Raw genomic sequence first — 20,481 nt, forward strand, 5'->3', positions numbered from 1 at the left:
GGAGATCACCTTAGCTTCTCACTGCCCGTGAGCGTCGTCGGACCCGGAGCCGGGCGTCGTGGCACCTGACGCGACCACACCGGACTGGCCTTCGATCTGGTAGATCGTGGCGCCGTCGTTGTGGAAGACCTCACGGAAATCGGGACCAGAGGTGATGTCCGCCACTCCGACCGATTGCTCGGCTGTCGGCGTGGCCATTCCCTTCCCCACGATGACGTAGCGCACGTGCAGGTCGGTGAGGTCCTTGCGCACCTCGGGGAACTGCTCGATGTCGTCGAGCCAGACGCTGAGGTATCCCGCCTTGGTGTCGGGTGTCGCACCGTAGAAGTTCCACTCCACCGGCATCACGCCGGCAAGCGCGTACATCCAGGCCGACCCGTCGGCCTTGTTGTTCATCACGTGTTCGCCGGGAACGGTGTGTGCCGCAAGCCACGCGTACGCGGCTTCTTCGTCCTTCGAAACCGTCGGCCCGTTCCCGTAGTTGATTTCGAGCCGGGCGGTGTTGCGTCCGATGTAGCCACCGCGGCTGAGCCCGCCGGCCACCACGCCGAGCAGGAGCAGGCCGACCAGCGAGAGCGTCGCGGGCGCCAGCGGCACCCGGTTGCCGACCTTCCCGGCGAACCAGGCGGATGCGGTGTGCGCGAACTCGCCGAACGCGACGGCGCCGGCCAGCGGAACGAGCGCGGCGATGCGCCAGTGGTCGTTGTAGAACGGGCCGGTGATGGTCTCGATGAGCGGCGTCTCGAGCGACACCGTGGCCGCGAACAGCCCGCCGAAGACGATGTACGCGCCCACCATCCACATCATCCGGCGATGCCGGACCAGCAGGACGATCCCGATGAACGCGGGCACCCCGATCCACCACTGCGGGAAATTGGCCATCGGGGAGAAGGTGATGGTCTCGCCCAGTCCTCCGCTGACGGTGGCTTCCGAAGCCCACGTCGCGCTCGTGACGCCGCCCGCGTTGTACAGCGAGGGCAACACGAGCGGAAGGCCGAACACGGCCGCGAGGACGACCGTCGCGATCAGGGTGGATGCCGAGCGGCGCCAGTCGATCTTCTCCCAGCGGAACAGCACCGCGACCAGGATGAGGATGAAGTAGACGGCGATCACGAAAATCAGGCTCGTGTGCAGGCCGGCGAGCCCGGCCACACCGACGCCGACCGCGACCGGGCCCGTGATCCCGTGCGGCCTCAGCAGGTGCTTCGCCAGGGCGAGCATCGCGGGCAACATCGCGACACCGGCGACGTAGGGCCACAGCGGTCCGCGCCACAGCGAGTCGTACGGGAAAGAGGTGAACCACGTCGTGACGGCGGCAGCGGCAGCGACACCCAGCGGAGGCATCTTCCACGCGTGGCACATCGCCGCGACGCCGAGCGGCACGGCAAGGATGACCGCCAGGACGGCCAGGTTGAGCGTGGGCATCATCGTCAGCCCGCCCGTGCCGAAGACCAGGGCGAGCAGCGCGTGGTAGGTGTCCGGGTAGAAGTAGTCCGTTTGGTTCGGCAGGTTCGCGATCGTGCCCACAGTGGACGGCCGCGCGTCACCGTGCTCCGCGATCCAGCGGACGAGGTTGCCGTGGAACGGGGCGTCCCAGCCCTGCTGGACGCTGTCGATCCCGTTCGTGCCGCGGAAGAACGTCACCGCGCCGACCGCCATTCCGGCGAGGACACCGAGACCCATCAGGACGTGGTCGCGCACGGGCAACCGCGCTTCCGGCTCTTCGGCCACGCGTTCCGGGTGCCGGCGCGCGGTGAACCGGTGCGCCGCGAAAGACAGTCCGAAACCGACGGCGGAGAGCACCAGCGTCCACAGCGCGACGTCGAGCATCGACCAGCGGATGCCGAACCCGCCGAGCACCGGGACGCCGAGGGCGACGATGCCGAATGTCATCAGCGGAGCGGCCGCAGCAAGCGTCCACCCCCTGAGCCGGATGGCGGCACCGAAGACGAGCCCGGGCAGCCAGAACGCCACTAACACCAAGAGAACGTTCATCGAATTCGGTGTCCAACCTGATCTGCGCTTGATCCCGACGCATTCACGGGCGTGATTCCGCGGTCACACTACTGCGACCCTACGAAGACGCTTCACCGGTGCCCGAAGTTGCCTCCACCGGCGATTTCCCGAGCACGAAGGCGAGCACGACGACGAGCCCGACGGTCGGCGCGGCCGCCAGCGCGATGACCGCGCGAAGCACGGTGTCGCCCGGCAACACCAGCAGCAGCACCGACGCAGTCGCGGCGACCACCGCCCAGGTGACCAGCACGCGCCGAGCCTGCGTCCGCGCGATGAGCACGGCGGTGAGCAACTGCATCGGCACCAGTAGCACCGACGACCACACGAGTCCCGCGACGGCCCAGCCGTCCACTTGGTAGCCCGCGCCGTTGACGAACTGCACGGCCCACGGCCCGATCAGCGCGCCGACGACGGCACCCAGTGCGGCCAGCGCCAGCGACGCGAGCGTGCCCAGCGACAGCACCCGGCGCAGCCGGTGGCGTCCCTCCGCGCTGGTGGACAACCGCACGACGAACGGCACGGCGAGCGACTGCACGGGTCCGATCAAGGTGAGCGGCAGCCTGGCGATGACGAGCGCGGCGAACAACGCGCCGATCCGGTCGCGGTCCCCACCGGGGGCGAGCAGGCCGACCAGCGCCGGGTAGCCCGTGATGACGCTGGCCGTCAGCGCGGCGCCGAGCAGGAGCATCAGCATCCGGCGTAGCGTCACAGACCAGCCGTCGCCATCCGCGTGCAGGTCGACCAGGCTGCGCGCCTGCCGGATGAACAGCAGCCAGGCGAAGGAGCCGGCCGCGACCGCGAGCGCCAGCGACACGAGATTGTAAGCCGTCGCGACCACGAGGGCGCCGAGCACGAGGGCGCGCACTGCCGGCTCGGCCACCACCAGCCAGGAGAAGTGCTTGACCTGGTGTTGCCCGATCAGCAGCCCGCGGGTCCCGAACTGGCAGGCGAACGCGATGCCGCCGGCCAGGACGATCAGCGCCAGCTCCCACGTGCCGTGGAACAGCCGCTCGTTGACCGGCGGGATGAGCAGGCACAGGCCGAACAGGGCTGCCACCGCGGCGCCGGTCGCCACCGCTCGCAGCGCACCGCGTCCCGCGAGACCGCCGGTGAGGCCTGCCACCGCGGACTGGCGCGAAAGCTCCTGCTCCAGTGGCGACAGCGCGCTGCCGAGCCCCATGAGGAGGCCCCAGAACGTCACGAAGGTCGCGTACTGGTCCGGCGGCAGCAACCGGGCACAGGCGACGGTGAGGACGTAGCCGAGGCCGATCGACACGATCAGCGAGCCGCCGAGCTTGCCCGCGGTCCCGCGAGCGCCACCGCCCGGGGCCTTGGTGCCCGATTCCTGCGCTTCGCTCACCGGCGAGCTCATCGGCGGCGCAGGATCGTCCGCAGCGCGAGGTACAAGCCCCGCACGACCCCCGCGCCGAAGCCGGTCGCGAACACCGGCAGCAGGGTGGTGACCGCTCGGGCCTCCGCGTTCGTGGCGCCGCAGCGCTTCACCGCGGCACCGGCCGCGACCGCCCCTGCCACCCCCACGACGGCTGCGGTTTTGGGCTTCTTGGCGGCGAGGCCGAGTCCGACGACACCGACGGCGAGCGCACCGAACAACGCGTTTCGGGCCACGCCCGGAGAAGCGAGGTACGAATCGACATAGGTGGTGCCACGAAAGAATGATTGAGAGTAGAATTTTTTGAACGAGTCGCGCCCGTGATACGTCGCCGACAGGTCCGGTGCGAGGAAAATCCGCTCGCGTTCCGCAATCCAGCGCAGCATCCGGGTGTCGTCACTGGCGAACCGGATGTCGTCGAACAAAGACGCGAACGCGACCACGGAACCTTCGAGGAGCTCGCGGCGCGCGCAGAAAAACGTGGTGCCCTTGGGGTACACGTCGAAGTCTTCGATACCGAAGGACATCAGCCGCGGGTTCGCGCAGTAACGCCGCCACGGAACCTTGACCAGACCTGCCATGAAGCCCGCGTAAGGATTGTGTTCCGATGCGACGTTGATGTGGCCGTTCCACACCGCGCGCTCGGGATGTTCGACCAGCTGATCGCGCAGAAAAGTGAGGCTGTGCTGGTCGACGATCACCCGGCTGTCCAGCAGCATGATCCAGTCTCCGGAAGCCTTGGACATGCCGGCGCGGCGGGCTTCAAACCGGCCGCCGTTCGCCTGGCTGAGCACAGTGATCCCGTGTCGTTCGCGCAGTTCGGTGAGCTTTTCGGCGGTGGCGTCCGTGCTTCCGTCGTCGACCACGAGGATCTCGACCGGCCACTGCGCCGCCTCCGCGGAGGCGACCAGCGCGCCGACGGAGCGACTGATCCAGTCCTGCTCGTTGTAGACCGGAATCACGACGCTGAGCGAGGGGAGGAGCGGGTTCGCACTCACCGGGCCGAGGCTACCCTGTGCCCCGGGGCCGGACGTGCCCAGTATCCTTCGGGCACCGGCAAACCGACCAGAAATGGGCCTTACGGTGATTTCCTTCATTCTCGGCACCACCGCGGAACTGATCAAGATCGCGCCGGTCTACCACGGGATCGCCGAACGCGGCATGAGGCCGAAGATCTGGTTCACCGCGCAGCACGTGGACGAGGTCGCCGACGTGCTGTCGGACCTCAAGCTGCCCGAGCCCGACGTGTGGCTCGTGCCGGAGGACAAGGCCCACAACCTGGAGTCGCCGGCGCAGGTGCCGGCCTGGGCCGCGCAGGTGCTGCGCACCGCGTGGAGCCGCCGCGCCGAGCTGCGCGCCGCGCTGAACGAGGACGGCCGTCCGCCGCTCGTGCTGGTGCACGGCGACACCTTCACCACGCCGTACGGCTCGCTGATCGGCAAGCGCATCCTCAAGTCGCGGGTCGGGCACGTCGAGGCGGGCGCGCGGTCGGGCAGCATCCTGTCGCCGCTGCCGGAAGAGCTGAACCGCAAGATCGCGGCGAAGATCGTGGACATGCACTTCGCGCCGAGCGCGCGTGAGGTGAACAACCTGCGCCACGCGCGCGGTGTCGTCGTCGACACCGAGGCAAACACCGCGATCGACGCGATGCGCCTGGCCATCAACCAACCGCTGGACGTGCCGAACCTGCCGGAGAAGTTCGGTCTGGCCACTCTGCACCGCTTCGAGCTCGTCTCGCGCGCGGACAAGTACCGCGAGGCGCTGGAGATCCTGCGCGAGCAGAGCCGCAAGATGCCGATCCTGTACATGGCGGGCGCGCCGGAGCGGGAGAAGATCCGGTCGCTGGGCCTGGACAACCTGTTCGACGACAAGTTCATCGCGCAGCCCAAGATGCGTTACCTGAAGTTCCTGCCGCTGGTGGCGCGCGCCGAGTACGTCGTCACCGACTCCGGCGGCCTCTCGGCCGAGTGCTACTACCTCGGCCTGCCTTGCGCGGTGCACCGCGAGCGCACGGAAACCCCGCAGCACCTGGGCGAAACCGTGGTTCTGACGGAGATGCGCGGCGACAAGCTGCAGAACTTCCTGGACACGTACCAGAACCGCCGCGGTGAGTCCTGGATGGACAAGTACCACCCGTCCGACATCATCGTCGACACGCTGGCGCAGCTCGGCTACTGCTGAACCACAGCAACGCGAAACGGCCCCTTCACCGCGGTGAAGGGGCCGTTTGCTGTTGTCTACACAGTTACTACAGAGCCCGCCGGCCGGACAACGCACGGCCGAGGGTCAGCTCGTCGGCGAACTCCAGGTCGCCGCCCATCGGCAGGCCCGAAGCCAGCCGCGTGACGGACAGGCCCGGGAAGTCGCGCAGCATGCGGACCAGGTACGTGGCCGTGGCCTCGCCCTCGGTGTTGGGGTCCGTGGCGATGATGATCTCGCTGATGTCCGCCGCACCGATGCGCTTGAGCAGCTCACGCATGCGCAGCTGCTCCGGCCCGATGCCCGACAACGGGTCGAGCGCCCCGCCCAGGACGTGGTAGCGGCCCTTGAACTCGCGCGTGCGCTCCACGGCCAAGACGTCCTTCGGCTCCTCGACCACGCAGATCACCGTGAGGTCGCGGCGCTCGTCCCGGCAGATGCGGCAGGTCTGCTGTTCGGAGACGTTGCCGCAGATCTCGCAGAACTGCACGCCTTCCTTGACCTTGCCGAGCACGTCCTGCAGCCGCCCGATGTCGGCGGGATCCGTTGCCAGGAGGTGGAAAGCGATGCGCTGGGCGCTCTTCGGCCCGACCCCGGGCAGCCGCCCGAGCTCGTCGATCAGGTCCTGGACCACACCCTCGTACAAGGGTCAGCCGCCGAACCCGAGGCTGCCGAGGTCCGGCATCCCGCCACCGCCGCCGAGGCCGCCGGCCAGGGGGCCGAGCTTCTGCTCGGTGAGCTTCTGCGCGTTGGCCGACGCGTCGCGCACCGCGGCGACCACGAGGTCGGCCAGGGTCTCGACGTCGTCCGGGTCGACCACCTTGGGGTCGATCACGAGGTTCTTGAGCTGGCTGTCGCCGGACACCGTCGCGGTGACCAGGCCGCCGCCCGCGGTGCCCGTGACCTCGGTGTTCGCGAGCTCCTCCTGCGCCTGCACGAGCTGCTGCTGCATCTGCTGCGCCTGCTGCATGATCTGCGACAGATCGAAGCCGCCGCCGCCGGGTTGCACCATGATCGCTCTCGATCCTTCCGCCACTGGGTGTTCCTCCCCAGCGTAGCCGCGTCGCCGCGCTGCCTGCCCAGGCGCCACGCGCACGCCTGTGGCACGGTGGTCGCCGTGCGCGTGAACCCTCTCCCGCTGGTGGCCGGCCTGGTGCTGCTCACGGCGTGTTCCGGTGGTGGCGGGACGCCGGCCGCGGCGCCCGCGGTCACCCCGGTGACCACCTCTTCACCGGCTGTCGTGTCGTCGTCTTCGGTGGCTTCACCGCCGCCAGTGCCGTCGACGTCCTCGTCTTCGGCCAAGCCCGCCGTACCGGCGGTGACGGGCAAGGTCGTGGTGCTGGACCCCGGCCACAACGGCGGCAACGCGTCGCACCCGAAGGACATCAACCGCAGCGTCCCGGCCGGACGCGGCGAGATGAAACCGTGCAACACGACCGGCACGGCCACCAACGCGGGATACTCCGAGCACGCGTTCAACTTCGCGGTGGCGCAGGAGGTCGGGAACGCGTTGGCGGCCAAGGGGATCAAGGTCGTCTACACCCGCACGAACGACACCGGCGTGGGCCCATGCGTCGATCGCCGCGCGGACATCGGCAACTCCGCCGGCGCCGACGCGGTCGTCTCCATCCACGCCGACGGCTCCACCTCCGCGGGCGCGCACGGGTTCCACGTCGCGTACTCCTCGCCGCCACTGAACGCGGCCCAGGGCGCTCCGTCGACGCGGCTCGCCCACGCCCTGCGCGACGGGCTTCGCGCCGACGGCTTCACCACGTCCACCTACATCGGCAGCGCGGGCCTGTCCGCCCGCTCCGACCTCGGCGGGCTGAACCTCTCGACCCGCCCGACGGTGCTCGTCGAGTGCGGCAACATGCGCAACTCCGCGGAGGCCACGCTGATGTCGTCGGCTGCCGGGCGCGCGAAGTACGCGGCCGCCATCGCCGAGGCGATCGAGGCCTACCTCGCCTGACACGCGAGGGGTCCAGCGTGTCTCCAAACCGTTGAGTGAGGCGCGCGGCAGACTCGCCGCCCGCTGGCCGCCGCGGTCACTGCCTGGCGGTGTCACGACGGCAAGCAATTGCAGGCGGTTACGGCCGACATCTGGGTACCGTCATCGTTTGGCTTCGCAGCTGGGCCGCAGCCGTCAGTAGAGCTCGACTTCCCAGCTTTCAAATTCTGGTTCGCCCGGCGGCGCGTTCCCGGTGCAGTACCGGTAGATCCACACCGCGGCTCGCCGCTCGGCGTACTCCTCGTTCACGGGTTCGCCCTGATCGTCGAGTTCCAGGACGTTGGCGAAGATCGCGAACAAGGCCTCCATCTGGCTTGGGGAGTTGCGCAGATGGTCCCAGTAGTCGATCCCGTCGAGAAGCGGATGCCCGACCGAGCCGCGCGCAACCCAGCCCGCGAAACGCCGCAGCGCGCCCGATGCCCCGTGGGACAGTCTCGTGGTCACAGCCGAGACTGTAGGGCTATCGGCGGTTGCTGCGCCGCACGTTCAGAGACACGCCCTAGTCGAGCGGGCGCGCACCCAGGTGGTCGGAGATGAGCTTGCGGGCGATCTCGTCCGGGTCCTCGTCCGCGGGCGGCGGGGGCGGCGGCGGGACGGGGCTCGAGTCCTCCGAGTAGATGTCGTCATCCTCGTCCGAGGGTTCGGGCGGGAGCGGGATGTCCGGCTCGGCGGTGGCGACCTTCGGGCGCGCCGGGGGTTCCGGGGCGCGCGGGTGCTCGGGCGCGGCCTGTTGCTGCTGCGGTGCGGGGGCCGCGGCGGCAGGGGCGGACGGAGCGGCGGATGGGCGCGTGAACGAACGCTCCGGCGTGGCCGGGGCCTGCTGGCGCTGGGGCGCGGCGGCGCGAGACGGCGCGGCGGCCGCGGTGGCGCCATGGACGCAGCGGACCTGCCAGTCGCCACCCAGCACGTCGGACAGGGCGCCCGCGATCTTGCGCGCGTTGTCCTGGTCGGACAGGCGCTTGGCGAGGGGCTCGGACTTGTGCGTGAGCGTGACGCTCGTGCCCTCGACGTCGACGACGGTCGCCTGCGTGAGCATCGCTTCGAGGCTGCGGCCGCCGGCCAATTTGCGCAGCGCGGCCAGCAGCTGCGGCCAGACGTTGCGGATCGCGGCGGCGTCGAAGCCACCTTCGGACGCGGCCGGTGCGGCGGGGGCTGACGGTTCGGGAGCCGGTTCCGCCGCAGCCGCGGGGGTGCCGCCTGGCGTCCGCGGGGTGCCCCAGCCGTCGTCGGACGGAGTCGGGGCCGCGGGTGCGGCGGCGACCGGGGCGGGCTCTTCCGCCGGACGCACCGGAGCCGGAGCCGGAGCCGGCGCGGCAGGCCGGGACGGAGCCGGAGCAGCCACGGGAGCCTGAGCCCGAACAGGCGGCTCGGCAGCCGGAGCGGCGGCAGGCGCCGCGGAAGCCGGACGCTGCGAAGGGCGCTGGAACTGGGGCTCCGCCGCGGGAGCCGAACGCAGCTGCGGCTCGACACCCGCCTCACCACCACCGGCGACGACGACGGCGCGGCGTTCGAGCCGCTCGATCCGTGCCAGCAAAGCATTTTCCGCCTCCGTGACCGAAGGCAGCAGCATCCGCGCGCACAGCAGTTCGAGCACGAGCCGCGGCGACGTCGCACCGCGCATCTCGAGAAGTCCATTGTGGACGATGTCGGCGTAGCGCGACAGCGTGCCGAGACCGATGCGTTCGGACTGCGCGCTCATCCGCCCGAGCTCCTCGGCGGGCGCGGACACCAGACCGCGCTCGCCCGCCTCGGGCACCGAGCGCATCAGCACGAGGTCGCGCAGGCGGTCGAGCAGGTCGGTGGCGAAGCGGCGCGGGTCGTGGCCGGCGTCGGCGAGCTTCTCGACCGTGCTGAACACCGTTGCCGCGTCTTCGGCCGACAGCGCGTCGACCATGTCGTCGATCAGCGCGACGTCGGTGACACCGAGCAGCGACACCGCGCGCGGGTACGTGACGCCCTCGGGCCCCGCGCCGGCCAGCAGCTGGTCGAGCACTGACTGCGTGTCCCGCGCCGAGCCGCCGCCCGCGCGGATCACCAGCGGGTACACGGCGGGCTCGACCTGCGCGCCCTCGGCCGCGACGTTGCGCTCCAGCAACGCGCGCATCGAGCTCGGCGGGATCAGGCGGAACGGGTAGTGGTGCGTCCGCGAGCGGATGGTGGTGAGGACCTTCTCCGGCTCGGTCGTCGCGAAGATGAAGATCAGGTGCTCGGGCGGCTCTTCCACGATCTTCAGCAGGGCGTTGAAGCCCTGCGTGGTGACCATGTGCGCCTCGTCGATGATGAACACGCGGTAGCGCGATTCGGCGGGCGCGTAGAACGCCTTGTCCCGCAGCTCGCGGGCGTCGTCGACACCACCGTGGCTGGCGGCGTCGAGCTCCGTGACGTCGACGCTGCCCGGCCCCTCGGGCGCCAGCGCGCGGCATGAGTTGCACTTGCCGCACGGGTCCGGCGTCGGGCCTTCGACGCAGTTCAGCGACCGCGCCATGATCCGCGCACTCGACGTCTTGCCGCAGCCGCGCGGGCCGGAGAAGAGGTACGCGTGGTTGATACGGCCCGCCGCCAGCGCGGTCCGCAGCGGTTCGGTCACATGCTCCTGGCCGACGACCTCGGCGAAGGTCGCCGGACGGTACTTGCGGTACAGCGCGAGAGCCACTCCGCGAGAGTACCGGCACCGACCGACAACCTTCGCCGGGCCAGGTCAGCGCACCGAGGCGGCCGCCTTCGCCGCGTCCGCGACCAGCGCGTTCACCGCGGCGACGTGCGCGGCGGTCGTCGCGTCACGCTGCTGCGCGCGGGGCACCTCGTGCGCGTCCCCCTTCACGATCGGTCCGTGGTCAACCAGGCCATGTCCGCGGGCGGCCCCAGCGTAAAGCGGGCGGCGCAGATCGCGCTCGACGGCACCCCGGCCGACCGGCACGAGTTCCTGCAGAGCGGCCTCGCCCAGGCCCAGGCCGACGACGACCGTGTGCGCGCGACGCTGGTCATGTCCGCCGGCGGGCCCGAGGTCCACGCGGCCGGGCAGCAGGCGCTGAGCGGCACGATCGAGGACGTCCGTTACTTCCTCGACGTGTGGAGCGGGGTCGCCGCGGCCGGCGACACCGAGATCACGGCCGTGACGCACCAGCGCGACCTCGCACGCAAGGCCGCGGATTTCCACTTCGAGGCCCAGTCTCAGGCGGCGGCCGAGTCGGACAGCGCCACGGCCTGCGCACGGTCACTGAGTACGTCGGCGCTCGCCGGCGTGGCGACCCCCAGCCCGAGCGCCAGCACAGCCCCGGCGACGAGCAGTCTTGTCCCGTTCAACGGTTTCCCCCACATCGGTAAAGGATCTTCCGAACCCTTATCGGCGTGGACGCGAAGGCGTTTCAGGTCTGCCCGAAACCGCCACAAGTACGCTCGGACAGACTCGTCCGAAGAGAGGAACCCCGTGAGCCGTTCTGCCCGCAGCCGCGACAAGGGCGGGCCGCGGCCGGGCAAGTACCCGGTGCGGTTCGGCACGGCCGAGCTGCTCGCCGACGCGGATCGGCCCCACGCGTGGCTCATCTCGGTCGACGGCGTCGCGCAGTCCTACGTCGACCTCGACGACCCGACGAACCTGGAGTTCGACTACGTCCGGCGGCTTGGCGACGTCGTCGACTGCCTGCCCGAAGGGCCGCTCGACGCGCTGCACGTGGGCGGCGCCGGCTGCACCCTCGCCCGCTACATCGCGGCGACGCGGACGGGGTCGCGGCAGCTGGTGTTCGACGCGGACGGACCGTTGATCGAGCTGGTGCGCGAACAGCTCGACCTGCGCAGCGTGCCGCGGTTGAAGGTGCGGATCGAGGGCGGGCGCGAGGGCGTGGCGTCCCGGCACGACGCGTCGGCGGACCTCGTGGTGGTGGACGCGTTCGAGCGGGCGTCGCTCGCGGGCGGCCTCGCGACGGTGGAGTTCGTGACCGACGTGGCGCGCGTGCTGCGCGGCGGCGGCGCGATGCTGGCGAACATCACCGACGGGCCCGGGCTCGCGTTCGTGCGGCGGTTCCTGGCGACAGTCGGTGAGGTGTTCTCCCACGTCGCGCTGCTGGCCGAGCCCGGGGTGCTGCGCGGGCGGCGCTTCGGCAACGTCGTGGTGGCGGCTTCGCGCGCCGAACTGGCGGTGGACGTCCTGACGCGCAAGGCGGCTTCGTCGGCGTACCCGGCGCGCTGCGTTTCCGGTGACGAGCTGCGGAAGCTGCGGGGGAAGGCGCTGCCGGTGCGGGACGCCGAGCCGCTCGCCTCGCCGGTGCCGCCGGAGGACGTGCTCGGGCTGTTCTGAAGGCCTTGAAAACCTGGCCCCGAAAATAAAGGGGACCCCGCGCACCCGTCAGAGCCTGCTTATCCTTGCTGCCTTCCGGCCCTGGGGAGGTTCACAGGGTGGACGCCGCGCGGGGTCCGTTGTCCAGTGTAGCGGAGGCGAACCGGCGCCTAGCTGCCGACCGCTTGTTTGAGCTCCTCGATGAGCGCCGGCGTCAGGACCTCGGTGGCGCGGTTGGCGAACATCGCCATCTCGTACGCGATCGTGCCCAGGCTGGCCTGTTTGTTGGCCAGCACGCCGAGCGAGCACCCGACGCTGATGGTGCAGACCAGCAGGTAACCGCGCTCGAGTTCGACGATCACCTTGTCCGGCGAGCCCAGCGGGTGGCTGTCGGCGACGCCCTGGGCGAGGCCGAGCATGGCGGACGAGATGGCGGCCAGACGATCGGCGTTGGCGCGTTCGAGTTCCTGGGACATGGCGATGAGCAGGCCGTCGGACGACACCGCGAGGGCGGCGATCGCACCGGCGGTGTGGAGTGCGAAGCGGTTGACCAGCCAGTTGAAGTTCTGGGCTTCGGCGCTGACGTCCGGGATCGTCATGTCTCTCCTCCTGCGTTGGCGGTGGCGGTGGCTCGCGACGCGTCTGCCTTGGCCACGCCGTCGGAGTACGAATCGAAGACTGCCCGTTCCGCGGCCGGGTCACGCAGACCGCGGCGGACGGCGCGCAGCGGGGTGCGGATGGTCTGCTGCGCCTTGAGGCCCGGGGCCAGCTGAGCGCCGGGGACGCGGCGGGTCAGCTCCTGGTCCAGCGGAGCGAACTGCTGCGTGGTGAGGCCGTGCACGGCGGACTTCGTGCGTTCGAGCTTCGCCGCCAGCTCCTTCGCGCGGGCGACGGCGGTTTCCACCGTCTGCTGCGCCGGCACGGGCGGGTCGGCGGACAACGAGGTGGCGAGGTCGTCGCCGTCGAGGGTGAAGTCGGGTGCGGGCGGCTGGTCGGGTTCGGTGTCAGGCCACTCCGGCTCGGGTTCCGGGTCGCGGAACCAGGTGAAGCCGAGCGACGCCGTCTCCAGGCCCGCGATCGCGGGCGCCGGCAGGGGTTCGGGCACGCGGCCCGCGTCGAACAGCCCCGCGGCTTCGGCTGCCGGCGCCGATTCCACCGGCTTGTCCTCGACCGGCGCGTCCATGCGGTCGAACTGCCCGGCGGGCACGGTGACGCGCGCGGTGACCCCGCCCGTGTCCGGCGTCGAGGTGAGTTCGACCCCCAGTGCGTGGCGCCGCGCGAGACGGCCGGCGACGAACAGGCCGAGGACGCTCGTCGGTGCGAGTTCGAGGCGTTCGCGCTCCAGCAGACGCCGGTTCTCCTGCGCCAGCGTTTCCGCGGCCATGCCGATGCCGTGGTCGACGATCGCCACGACGAGGTCGCCGGACGCCAGGAACTCCGTCTCGACCTCGACGCTCGTGGTCGGCGCGGAGAACGAAGCCGCGTTCTCCAGCAGCTCCGCGAAAAGCCGGACGAGGTCGGCGCCGAGCGAAGACGTGAGCTGCACGTCGGGCAGCTCCCCCAGCCGCACACGCGGGAAGTCCTCGATCTCCGCCAGCGCCGCGCGCACAGCCGTGGACAGCTGGATCGGGCCGGCGATGGGGTTCTCGTCGTGGGTGCCGGAGATGACCAGCAGGTTGTCGGCCGTGCGGCGCAGGCGCGCGGACAGGTGGTCGAGCCGGAACAGCCCCGCGAGGGCGCGCGCATCCTGCTCATGGCGTTCGAGCTCGTCGACGAGCGCGAGCTGGCGGCCGACGAGGTTCTGTGTGCGCTTCGCGACGTTCGCGAACATCAGGCTCGTGTTGCGCCGCGTGAGCGTCTGGCGCTCGACCAGGGCGGCGGCGGTGGTCTGGACCCGGTTGAACGCGGTGGCGAGCTCGCCGAGCTCGTCGTCGGAAGCGACGTCGATGGTCGCCAGGCGGGGCGCTTGGTCGTCGTCGGCCTCGGTGTCGACGACGCGCACGAGCTCGGCGTCGGCCAGGTCGGCGACGGAGGTGGCAGCCGACGTGAGGCGGCGCAGCGGGTCGGCGATCGAGCGGCTCACGGCCAGCGCGAGGAACGCGACGAGTCCGAAGAGGACGGCCGCGCCGCCGCCGACCAGCCAGGCCAGCCGGGTCGCCGCGGCCGCACGGTCACCCGCCGCGGCGTTGATCTCAGCTGTCACGCGGTCCTGCGCGGTGCGGCGCTCGGCGGCCTGCTGCTGGCCGGCCGCGACGACGTCGTGCACGTAGGGCTCGGCCTGATCGTCCGGCCCGGGCAGCTGCGTGGCGAGCTGGTCGACGCGGTGGGCGGCCTCACCGGAGTCGACTTCGGCCAGGAGCGCGGCCTGGTCGTGGCCGGCCAGCTGCGTGAAGCGGTCGGCGTGCACCTGGGCGCGCTGGGTCGCTTCGTCCAGGAGGGACTGTCCGGCCGACTGCGACTGTGCCGACACGACCAAGGCGATGACGCGCAGTGACTCTTCTTCGTCGGCACGCAGGAGCGCTTCGAGCGCGGAGAGCTGACGGGCGCCCTCGGCGTCGGCGGCCGTGCGCGGCACGAGCTGCAGCGCGTCGATCAGGGCGCTCACCACGGTGTCGTACGTGCGGGCGATGCGTTCGGCGGAAATGCTGCGGTGCAAGGTGTTCCGCCGCTCGTCGCCCAGGGAACCGACGCGCGTGAGCGCCGTCTTCAGCTCGGCCGGTGCGTTGGCGCCGAGCGCGGTGCGGACCTGGCCGACGGTCGCGTCGACGGTCTGCTGCTGGCGCACGAGGTCGGTGTCGGCCGTCGAGGGCGACGCCACGAAGGCGGCGGCGAGCACGCCCTCGCGCTGCACCTGCCAGACGAGCCCGCTGAGCTCCTGGGTGTTCCACGCGGCCCGCACGGTGTCGTCGGCCGAGGCGACGCTGCCGGTCTGCTTGACCACGAACGGCACGGAGACCAGCAGCACGGCGGCCAGCGGCGGCAGGAGCAACAGGTTGAGCTTGCCGCGGATGCCGAGTCTCGACAGCGCCCGCGCACCGGCCCACCGGGGCCGGGTCCTGCCGTGGCGCATCAGCGTCACCTTCCCGTTCCTCCGCTCACGGCACCGCGGGCGGACTTCTGTACACAAAGGAGCAAGACCGAACGGATGACACCGCGAAGGAGGACCATGCATGGAACCCGACACGCACAGTGAGACCCGTACCGTAACGGACAAGGGGTGGCCGGCCCCTGGCTCTTCCGCGCGAGAGCTTAGCGACTGGCACAAGATCCCGACAACGCTTCAAGACCGCGTGTCCCACGACGAAGATGGACGGTATGAGCACACCACCGCGTACACCGACGCCCGCCGACGTGGCCGCAGCCGCGAATCGCATCCGGCCACACGTTCGGAGGACGCCTCAGCTACGGACCGAAATCGACGGTCGGCCCGTGGTGTTCAAACTGGAGCACCTCCAGCGCAGTGGTTCGTTCAAGCTGCGTGGCGCCGTCAACGCGCTGCTCGCCGGACCGGCCCCGCGCCGCGTCGTCACGGCTTCGGGCGGCAACCACGGCCTCGGCGTCGCGACGGCCGCGCAGGCGCTGGGCCTGCCCGCGGTCGTGTACGTGCCGGAGTCCGTCCCGGCCGCGAAGGCCGCGGGGATCGAGGCCGCGGGCGCGAAGCTGATCCGCCACGGCGCGACGTACGCGGAGGCGGCGGCCGCGGCGCTGGCTGTCGGCGACGAACCCGGCACGCGCTACCTGTCCGCCTACGACGACCCCGACGTGGTCGCCGGCCAGGGCACGGTCACGGCCGAGATCGTCGCGGACGACCCGGACGTCGACGCAGTGGTGGTCGCGGTCGGCGGTGGCGGGCTCGCCGCGGGCACGGCGCTGGCGGCGAACCGCCGGCAGGTGTTCGCCGTCGAACCGGAGCGCTGCCAGGCGCTGCACGCCGCGCTCGAGGCCGGTCAGCCGGTGGACGTCACGCTCGACTCCGTGGCCGCCTCGGCGCTCGGCGCGACCCGCGTGGGCGAAGTGCCCTTCCGGATCCTGAACGCCCCGAACGTCACGTCCGTACTGGTCAGCGACGCCGAACTGCTCGCCGCGCGCGACCGGCTCTGGGCCGAGTTCCGCCTGGCCGTGGAGCCGGCCGCGGCGGTCCCGCTCGCGGCGTGGCTCGCCGGTCGCGTGCCCGCCGCGCGGCCCTGCTTCGTCCTCTGTGGAGCGAACACGAGCGTTACTTTCGCGTGAGGTCGTAGACGGTTGCGCCGTCGACGGTCGTGGCGGGGAAGTTCTGCTCGACCCAAGTGGTGATCTGCCCGGCCGTGCCGCGGTTGCCACCGAAGCCACCGAAGCCACCGCGGCCGTTGGCTCCGCCCACGAAGTAGTGCACCTCGCCGGCGCCGACGTACTGCTGGAACTGCGCGAGCGTCGGCGCCGGGTCGCTGCCGCTGAAGCCGCCGATGGCCATCACGGGCTTGCCGCTGCTCAGCGCGAGCCCGGCCGACTGCATGGCGCCGGTCTGCGCGGCGGCCCACTTCGTGGTGGTCGTCTGGAGGAGCCGATCGAGTTCCACTGTGGACGTCGTGGCCCCACCGAAGCCGCCTCGGAACCCGCCGCCGCGCTGGCTCGCCGGCCCGGACGACGGCTGGCCGCCGGTGTGCGCGGTCGCGGCCGTGACGACGGTGAACGACGCCGTGCCGAGCAGTGCCGCCACGAGTCCGAGGACGGCGACCACAGGGGCGGCGCGGCGGAGCGAGTCGGCGCCGAAGAGCACGGCCGCCGTGCCGAGCGCGCCCAGCACGAGCAGGGTGTAGCGCAGCCACGGTTGCCAGTCGGGCGTACGCGCGAGCAGGATGAACGCCCAGATGACCGAGCTCGCGAGCATCAGCGCGAGCACCGCGCGCGGGGCGAAGTGCGCACGGCCGTGCCACAGCTCGCGGGCCGCGATGCCGATCGTCGCGGCGATGCCGGGCGCGAGCGCGACCGTGTAGTACGGGTGGATGATCCCGCTCATGTAGCTGAACACCACGACGGAGACGACCATCCAGCCGCCCCACAGCAGCAGCGCGGCGCGCGTGCGGTCGGTGCGCGGGGCGCGGTGGGTGAACCACAGTCCGGCGACGAGCCCGATCAACGCTGCGGGCAGCAGCCACGACGCCTCGCCGCCGAACTGCTCGGTGAACAACCGCGTCAGGCCCGTGCCTCCTCCGAAGCCGCGGAAGCCTCCACCACCGCCGGCGCGGCTCGGCAGGTCGAAGCCGGCGGGCAGCTCAGGCCGGGTGCCACCACCGGCCCCGCCGCGGCCCTGGCCGAAGATCCGGCCCAGGCCGTTGTAACCGAAGGCCAGCTCCAGCACGCTGTTGTTCGTCGAACCGCTGATGTACGGCCGGTCGGCGGCGGGCCACAGCGCGACGGCCAGCACCCACCACCCCGCCGACACAAGCACCGCACCGGCCGCGGCGAGCAGCTGCCACACCCGCCGGCCGAGCGACGTCGGCGCCGCCACCGCGTACGCGAGCACGAACGCCGGCAGCACCAGGAACGCCTGCAGCATCTTGTCGAGGAACCCGAACCCGATCGCGACGCCGGCGAGCAACAGCCACTTCGTGCTCGCCCGCTCCAGCGCGCGCACCACGCAGTAACCGCCGGCGACCAGGAGCAGCACGAGGAACGCGTCGGGGTTGTCGAAGCGGAACATCAGGGCGGCGACCGGCGTCAGCGCGAGCGCGGAGCCCGCGAGCAACCCGGCGCCCGGGCCGGACAGCCGGCGTACCGCGAGGTAGAGCAGGCCGACGGACGCGACGCCCGCCAGCGCGTCGGGCACCAGCATGCTCCAGCTGGAGAAGCCGAAGATCCGGCCAGAAAGCCCCATGACCCACAGCGAGAACGGCGGTTTGTCGACGGTGACCACGTTGCCCGGATCGAGCGAGCCGAAGAACCACGCCTTCCAGCTCTCGGTGCCGGCCTGCACGGCCATGGCGTAGAAGTCGTTGCCCCAGCCCGAAATCGCGACATCGGTGACATACAGCGCAGCGGTCGCGACCAGGAGCACCGCGACCGCCGGCCGCACCCATCTGGGCCCCTGAACGGGCGGTGCCGCGTCGGTCGGGTCCACTGTGGTCGGTCCGGACGCGGTGAGGGCACTCGTCATGCGGCCATGCTCACGACGGGGTTTGTGGCTCACATGTGCGCTTGCTGTGCACGTCCTGTGAGAAATTCACGACCGGGTGATAGCAGGGTCACGAAACTCTGGGAACATTGCGACAAACTCTGTTCGTCCGGGCTCACTGAACACCGAGACGCGACCGCTGTGCGCGGCCACGACGGCGGCGACGATGGCCAGGCCGAGTCCGGTGCTGCCGGCCGCGCGGGAGCGTGAGTTGTCGCCGCGGGCGAAGCGTTCGAACACGTCCGGCAGGATTTCCGGCGGGATGCCGGGGCCGTCGTCGAGCACCGAGAGCCGCACCCAGCCATCCTTTGTGGACAGACCCGTGGTCACGGTGGTACCGGGCGGGGTGTGGGTGCGGGCGTTGCCCAGGAGGTTGAGCACGACCTGGTGCAGCTGGCCGGCGTCGCCGTGCACGCTGATGGGCTCGCCGGGCGCCTCGAGCCGCCACTTGTGACCGGGACCGGCCACGTGGGAGTCGGCGACGGCGTCGGCCACCAGGCGCGAGAGGTCCACCGGCTCGGGCACGACGGGTCGGCCCGAGTCGAGCCGGGCGAGCAGCAGCAGGTCCTCCACCAGCGTCGTCATGCGCGCCGACTCGGATTCGACGCGGTTCATGGCGAACGCGACGTCGGGCGGCACCTGCTCCTTGCTGCGGCGCGTGAGCTCCGCGTAGCCGCGGATGGCGGCCAGCGGCGTGCGCAGCTCGTGGCTCGCGTCGGCGACGAACTGGCGCACGCGGCTTTCGCTGGCCTGGCGGGCTTTCAGCGCGTTGGCGATGTGGCCGAGCATGCGGTTGAGCGCGAAGCCGACCTTGCCGACCTCGGTGCGCGGGTCGGTGTCCACTTCGGGCACCCGCTCCGACAGCGCCACCTCGCCGCGGTCGAGCTGCAGCTCCGACACGCGCGACGCGGTGGCGGCCAGCCGGTCGAGCGGCGCCATGGTGCGCCGGATCGTGACGGCGCCCGCGACGCCGGCCACGATGATGCCGCCGAGCGCCACACCGCCGAAGATGAACCCCAAGCGCCACAACGTGTCCGTGACGTCCGAGAGCGGCAGGCCGACCACGGAGAAGTCACCCGACGGGGAGAACGACGCGATCACCCGGTACTCGCCGAGGTCGCCGCCGAGGTCGATCGTGCGGCGGTGGCCGTCGGGCGGCAGGCCGAGCAGCATCTTCTGCTGCGCGGTGGAGACCGACTGCAGCGGCGGCTTGACCTTCGACGGCGTGGCGGAGCCGAAGTTGAGCACGGCCGCGCGCACCGCGCCGTTGTGGACCTGGACGGCGAGCGTGCCGTCGCCTTGGCCGAGCACGCGCAGCGGGTCGGGTGGCGGTTTGTCGCCGTAGATCCACGGTGGACGGTCGCCGCTGCGGAACCCGCGGTCGGTCGCCGCGGCGAGGCGTTTGTCCAGCTGGCCGACCAGGAAGTCCTGCAGCGCGAACTCCGTGACCACGCCGACCACCAGGCAGACGAGCGCCAGCAGCGCCGCCAGCTGCACGATCAGCCGGCGCCGCAGCGACCACGGCCGGCGCGCGCGGCCCGGGGGCGCGTCAGCCGGCGGGCTTGAGGACATACCCCGCGCCGCGCATCGTGTGGATCATGGGCTCGCGGTCGGCGTCGATCTTCTTGCGGAGGTAGGAGATGTAGAGCTCGACGATATTGGCTTGGCCGCCGAAGTCGTAGCTCCACACGCGGTCGAGGATCTGCGCCTTGCTCAGCACGCGCTTGGGGTTGCGCATGAGGTAGCGCAGAAGCTCGAACTCCGTGGCGGTGAGCGGCACGAGGTCGCCGCCGCGGTGGACCTCGCGGCTGTCCTCGTCGAGTGTCAGGTCGCCGACCACGAGCTGGGAGCCGCTGGCGCCGGTGACCCCGTTGGCGCGTCTGAGGAGGGCGCGCAGCCGGAGCGCGACCTCTTCGAGGCTGAAAGGTTTGGTGACGTAGTCGTCGCCGCCCGCGGTGAGACCGGCGATGCGGTCTTCGACGGCGTCCTTGGCGGTGAGGAACAGCACCGGCAGGAACGGCGCCTCGGCGCGCATGCGGCGCAGCACTTCGAGACCGTCGAAGTCGGGCAGCATCACGTCGAGCACCACGGCGTCGGGCCGGAAGTCTCGCGCCACGCGGACGGCCTCCGTGCCGTCGCCCGCGCTGCGCACCTCCCAGCCCTCCATGCGCAGCGCCATGGCGACGAGCTCGGCCAGGGTCGACTCGTCGTCCACCACCAGCACGCGCACCGGGCTGCCGTCGGCGCGGCGCAGCTCGTCCTTGCCCCGGCCGGGCGACGTCGCGTTCATACCGCTCATGGTGCCATCCTCGGGCCCGGTGTTCAGGCCGAGCTGTGCGGTGACTGTGCATTTCCTGTGCGCGTGTTCAGCCATTCGTGGCCCTCTTGCACAGCGTCAACCCACTCCGGACACAGCTCCCGCACAGCGGCGGCCGCGACTCTCG

Annotated in this window: 18 protein-coding genes, 1 other RNA gene and 1 pseudogene; 5 read left to right on the forward strand and 15 right to left on the reverse strand. The window is 71.2% G+C overall.

The window, feature by feature from the left end:
• Window positions 1-18: 18 nt before the first annotated feature.
• From K1T34_RS15340 to K1T34_RS15350, 3 genes are all read right to left on the reverse strand, one after another.
• The gene (locus K1T34_RS15340; protein ID WP_220244928.1) at window positions 19-1,995 is read right to left on the reverse strand and encodes a DUF6541 family protein; all 1,977 of its coding nucleotides are present in this window, start codon (window positions 1,993-1,995) and stop codon (window positions 19-21) included.
• Window positions 1,996-2,074: 79 nt separating this feature from the next.
• Window positions 2,075-3,376, reverse strand: a complete 1,302-nt coding sequence (locus K1T34_RS15345; RefSeq protein ID WP_220244929.1) for a lipopolysaccharide biosynthesis protein — start codon at window positions 3,374-3,376, stop codon at window positions 2,075-2,077.
• A gap of 8 nt (window positions 3,377-3,384) precedes the next feature.
• A complete protein-coding gene (locus K1T34_RS15350; RefSeq protein WP_220244930.1) occupies window positions 3,385-4,404 on the reverse strand; it encodes a glycosyltransferase family 2 protein in 1,020 nt (339 codons plus the stop codon).
• A gap of 73 nt (window positions 4,405-4,477) precedes the next feature.
• Between K1T34_RS15350 and K1T34_RS15355 the strand changes: the two genes are divergently transcribed.
• Window positions 4,478-5,587, forward strand: a complete 1,110-nt coding sequence (locus K1T34_RS15355; protein ID WP_220244931.1) for a UDP-N-acetylglucosamine 2-epimerase — start codon at window positions 4,478-4,480, stop codon at window positions 5,585-5,587.
• Window positions 5,588-5,654: 67 nt separating this feature from the next.
• On the opposite strand, the gene recR is transcribed toward K1T34_RS15355, so the two are convergent.
• Both recR and K1T34_RS15365 read right to left on the reverse strand, forming a co-directional pair.
• Window positions 5,655-6,251, reverse strand: a complete 597-nt coding sequence (gene recR / locus K1T34_RS15360; RefSeq protein WP_220244932.1) for a recombination mediator RecR — start codon at window positions 6,249-6,251, stop codon at window positions 5,655-5,657.
• A 3-nt stretch (window positions 6,252-6,254) separates the two neighbouring features.
• Window positions 6,255-6,617, reverse strand: a complete 363-nt coding sequence (locus K1T34_RS15365; protein ID WP_220244933.1) for a YbaB/EbfC family nucleoid-associated protein — start codon at window positions 6,615-6,617, stop codon at window positions 6,255-6,257.
• Window positions 6,618-6,713: 96 nt separating this feature from the next.
• Here K1T34_RS15365 and K1T34_RS15370 point away from each other — a divergent pair, with 96 nt between their 5' ends.
• Window positions 6,714-7,574 (forward strand): N-acetylmuramoyl-L-alanine amidase, encoded by an 861-nt coding sequence (locus tag K1T34_RS15370; RefSeq protein ID WP_255638764.1) that lies wholly within the window; start codon window positions 6,714-6,716, stop codon window positions 7,572-7,574.
• A 174-nt stretch (window positions 7,575-7,748) separates the two neighbouring features.
• On the opposite strand, the gene K1T34_RS15375 is transcribed toward K1T34_RS15370, so the two are convergent.
• From K1T34_RS15375 to K1T34_RS54695, 3 genes are read right to left on the reverse strand one after another with little or no spacing between them, the layout of a single operon-like run.
• The gene (locus tag K1T34_RS15375; RefSeq protein WP_220244934.1) at window positions 7,749-8,057 is read right to left on the reverse strand and encodes a hypothetical protein; all 309 of its coding nucleotides are present in this window, start codon (window positions 8,055-8,057) and stop codon (window positions 7,749-7,751) included.
• 55 nt (window positions 8,058-8,112) lie between these two features.
• Complete coding sequence (locus K1T34_RS15380; protein ID WP_220244935.1) at window positions 8,113-10,266, reverse strand: DNA polymerase III subunit gamma and tau; 2,154 nt, start codon at window positions 10,264-10,266, stop codon at window positions 8,113-8,115.
• Window positions 10,267-10,311: 45 nt separating this feature from the next.
• A complete protein-coding gene (locus K1T34_RS54695; protein ID WP_266118246.1) occupies window positions 10,312-10,434 on the reverse strand; it encodes a hypothetical protein in 123 nt (40 codons plus the stop codon).
• Between the two features lie 24 nt (window positions 10,435-10,458).
• Here K1T34_RS54695 and K1T34_RS54700 point away from each other — a divergent pair.
• A pseudogene (locus K1T34_RS54700) lies at window positions 10,459-10,632 on the forward strand (ALF repeat-containing protein); the annotation flags it as partial.
• 152 nt (window positions 10,633-10,784) lie between these two features.
• On the opposite strand, the gene K1T34_RS53335 reads toward K1T34_RS54700, so the two are convergent.
• Window positions 10,785-10,916, reverse strand: coding sequence for a hypothetical protein (locus K1T34_RS53335; RefSeq protein ID WP_255638528.1), 132 nt, complete (start codon window positions 10,914-10,916; stop codon window positions 10,785-10,787).
• Between the two features lie 124 nt (window positions 10,917-11,040).
• On the opposite strand from K1T34_RS53335, the gene K1T34_RS53340 reads away from it, so the two are divergent.
• Window positions 11,041-11,907: a spermidine synthase gene (locus tag K1T34_RS53340; protein ID WP_255638529.1), complete on the forward strand. Its 867-nt coding sequence runs from the start codon at window positions 11,041-11,043 to the stop codon at window positions 11,905-11,907.
• A 26-nt stretch (window positions 11,908-11,933) separates the two neighbouring features.
• On the opposite strand, the gene ffs is transcribed toward K1T34_RS53340, so the two are convergent.
• The 3 genes from ffs to K1T34_RS15400 form a co-directional block, all read right to left on the reverse strand.
• Window positions 11,934-12,028: signal recognition particle sRNA small type (gene ffs / locus K1T34_RS15390), an RNA gene on the reverse strand.
• Window positions 12,029-12,056: 28 nt separating this feature from the next.
• On the reverse strand, window positions 12,057-12,485 hold the full coding sequence (locus tag K1T34_RS15395) for a roadblock/LC7 domain-containing protein (protein WP_220244937.1): 429 nt from the start codon (window positions 12,483-12,485) through the stop codon (window positions 12,057-12,059).
• Window positions 12,482-14,956, reverse strand: a complete 2,475-nt coding sequence (locus tag K1T34_RS15400) for a nitrate- and nitrite sensing domain-containing protein (RefSeq protein WP_220244938.1) — start codon at window positions 14,954-14,956, stop codon at window positions 12,482-12,484. Before K1T34_RS15400 ends, K1T34_RS15395 begins: the two co-directional genes overlap by 4 nt.
• Window positions 14,957-15,192: 236 nt before the next feature.
• Between K1T34_RS15400 and K1T34_RS15405 the strand changes: the two genes are divergently transcribed.
• Window positions 15,193-16,116, forward strand: a complete 924-nt coding sequence (locus tag K1T34_RS15405; RefSeq protein ID WP_220244939.1) for a serine/threonine dehydratase — start codon at window positions 15,193-15,195, stop codon at window positions 16,114-16,116.
• On the opposite strand, the gene K1T34_RS15410 is transcribed toward K1T34_RS15405, so the two are convergent.
• The 3 genes from K1T34_RS15410 to K1T34_RS15420 form a co-directional block, all read right to left on the reverse strand.
• Entirely contained in the window at window positions 16,103-18,019 is a 1,917-nt protein-coding gene (locus K1T34_RS15410) for a glycosyltransferase family 39 protein (RefSeq protein ID WP_220244940.1), read from the reverse strand. The two genes, K1T34_RS15405 and K1T34_RS15410, sit on opposite strands and share 14 nt — an antisense overlap.
• 66 nt (window positions 18,020-18,085) lie before the next feature.
• Window positions 18,086-19,609 (reverse strand): cell wall metabolism sensor histidine kinase WalK, encoded by a 1,524-nt coding sequence (locus tag K1T34_RS15415; RefSeq protein WP_220244941.1) that lies wholly within the window; start codon window positions 19,607-19,609, stop codon window positions 18,086-18,088.
• Entirely contained in the window at window positions 19,587-20,336 is a 750-nt protein-coding gene (locus K1T34_RS15420; RefSeq protein WP_304504318.1) for a response regulator transcription factor, read from the reverse strand. Before K1T34_RS15420 ends, K1T34_RS15415 begins: the two co-directional genes overlap by 23 nt.
• Window positions 20,337-20,481: the final 145 nt, after the last annotated feature.

The sequence above is a fragment of the Amycolatopsis sp. DSM 110486 genome (assembly GCF_019468465.1).
Lineage (GTDB): Bacteria > Actinomycetota > Actinomycetes > Mycobacteriales > Pseudonocardiaceae > Amycolatopsis.

Excerpts from the sequence above, each read along its gene's own strand:
- K1T34_RS15340 (WP_220244928.1), bottom strand. The coding sequence starts at position 1,995 with ATGAACGTTCTCTTGGTGTTAGTGGCGTTCTGGCTGCCCGGGCTCGTC.
- K1T34_RS15355 (WP_220244931.1), top strand. The coding sequence starts at position 4,478 with ATGGGCCTTACGGTGATTTCCTTCATTCTCGGCACCACCGCGGAACTG.
- K1T34_RS15365 (WP_220244933.1), bottom strand. The coding sequence starts at position 6,617 with ATGGTGCAACCCGGCGGCGGCGGCTTCGATCTGTCGCAGATCATGCAG.
- K1T34_RS15395 (WP_220244937.1), bottom strand. The coding sequence starts at position 12,485 with ATGACGATCCCGGACGTCAGCGCCGAAGCCCAGAACTTCAACTGGCTG.
- K1T34_RS15400 (WP_220244938.1), bottom strand. The coding sequence starts at position 14,956 with ATGCGCCACGGCAGGACCCGGCCCCGGTGGGCCGGTGCGCGGGCGCTG.
- K1T34_RS15405 (WP_220244939.1), top strand. The coding sequence starts at position 15,193 with ATGGACGGTATGAGCACACCACCGCGTACACCGACGCCCGCCGACGTG.
- K1T34_RS15410 (WP_220244940.1), bottom strand. The coding sequence starts at position 18,019 with ATGACGAGTGCCCTCACCGCGTCCGGACCGACCACAGTGGACCCGACC.
- K1T34_RS15415 (WP_220244941.1), bottom strand. The coding sequence starts at position 19,609 with ATGTCCTCAAGCCCGCCGGCTGACGCGCCCCCGGGCCGCGCGCGCCGG.
- K1T34_RS15420 (WP_304504318.1), bottom strand. The coding sequence starts at position 20,336 with ATGAGCGGTATGAACGCGACGTCGCCCGGCCGGGGCAAGGACGAGCTG.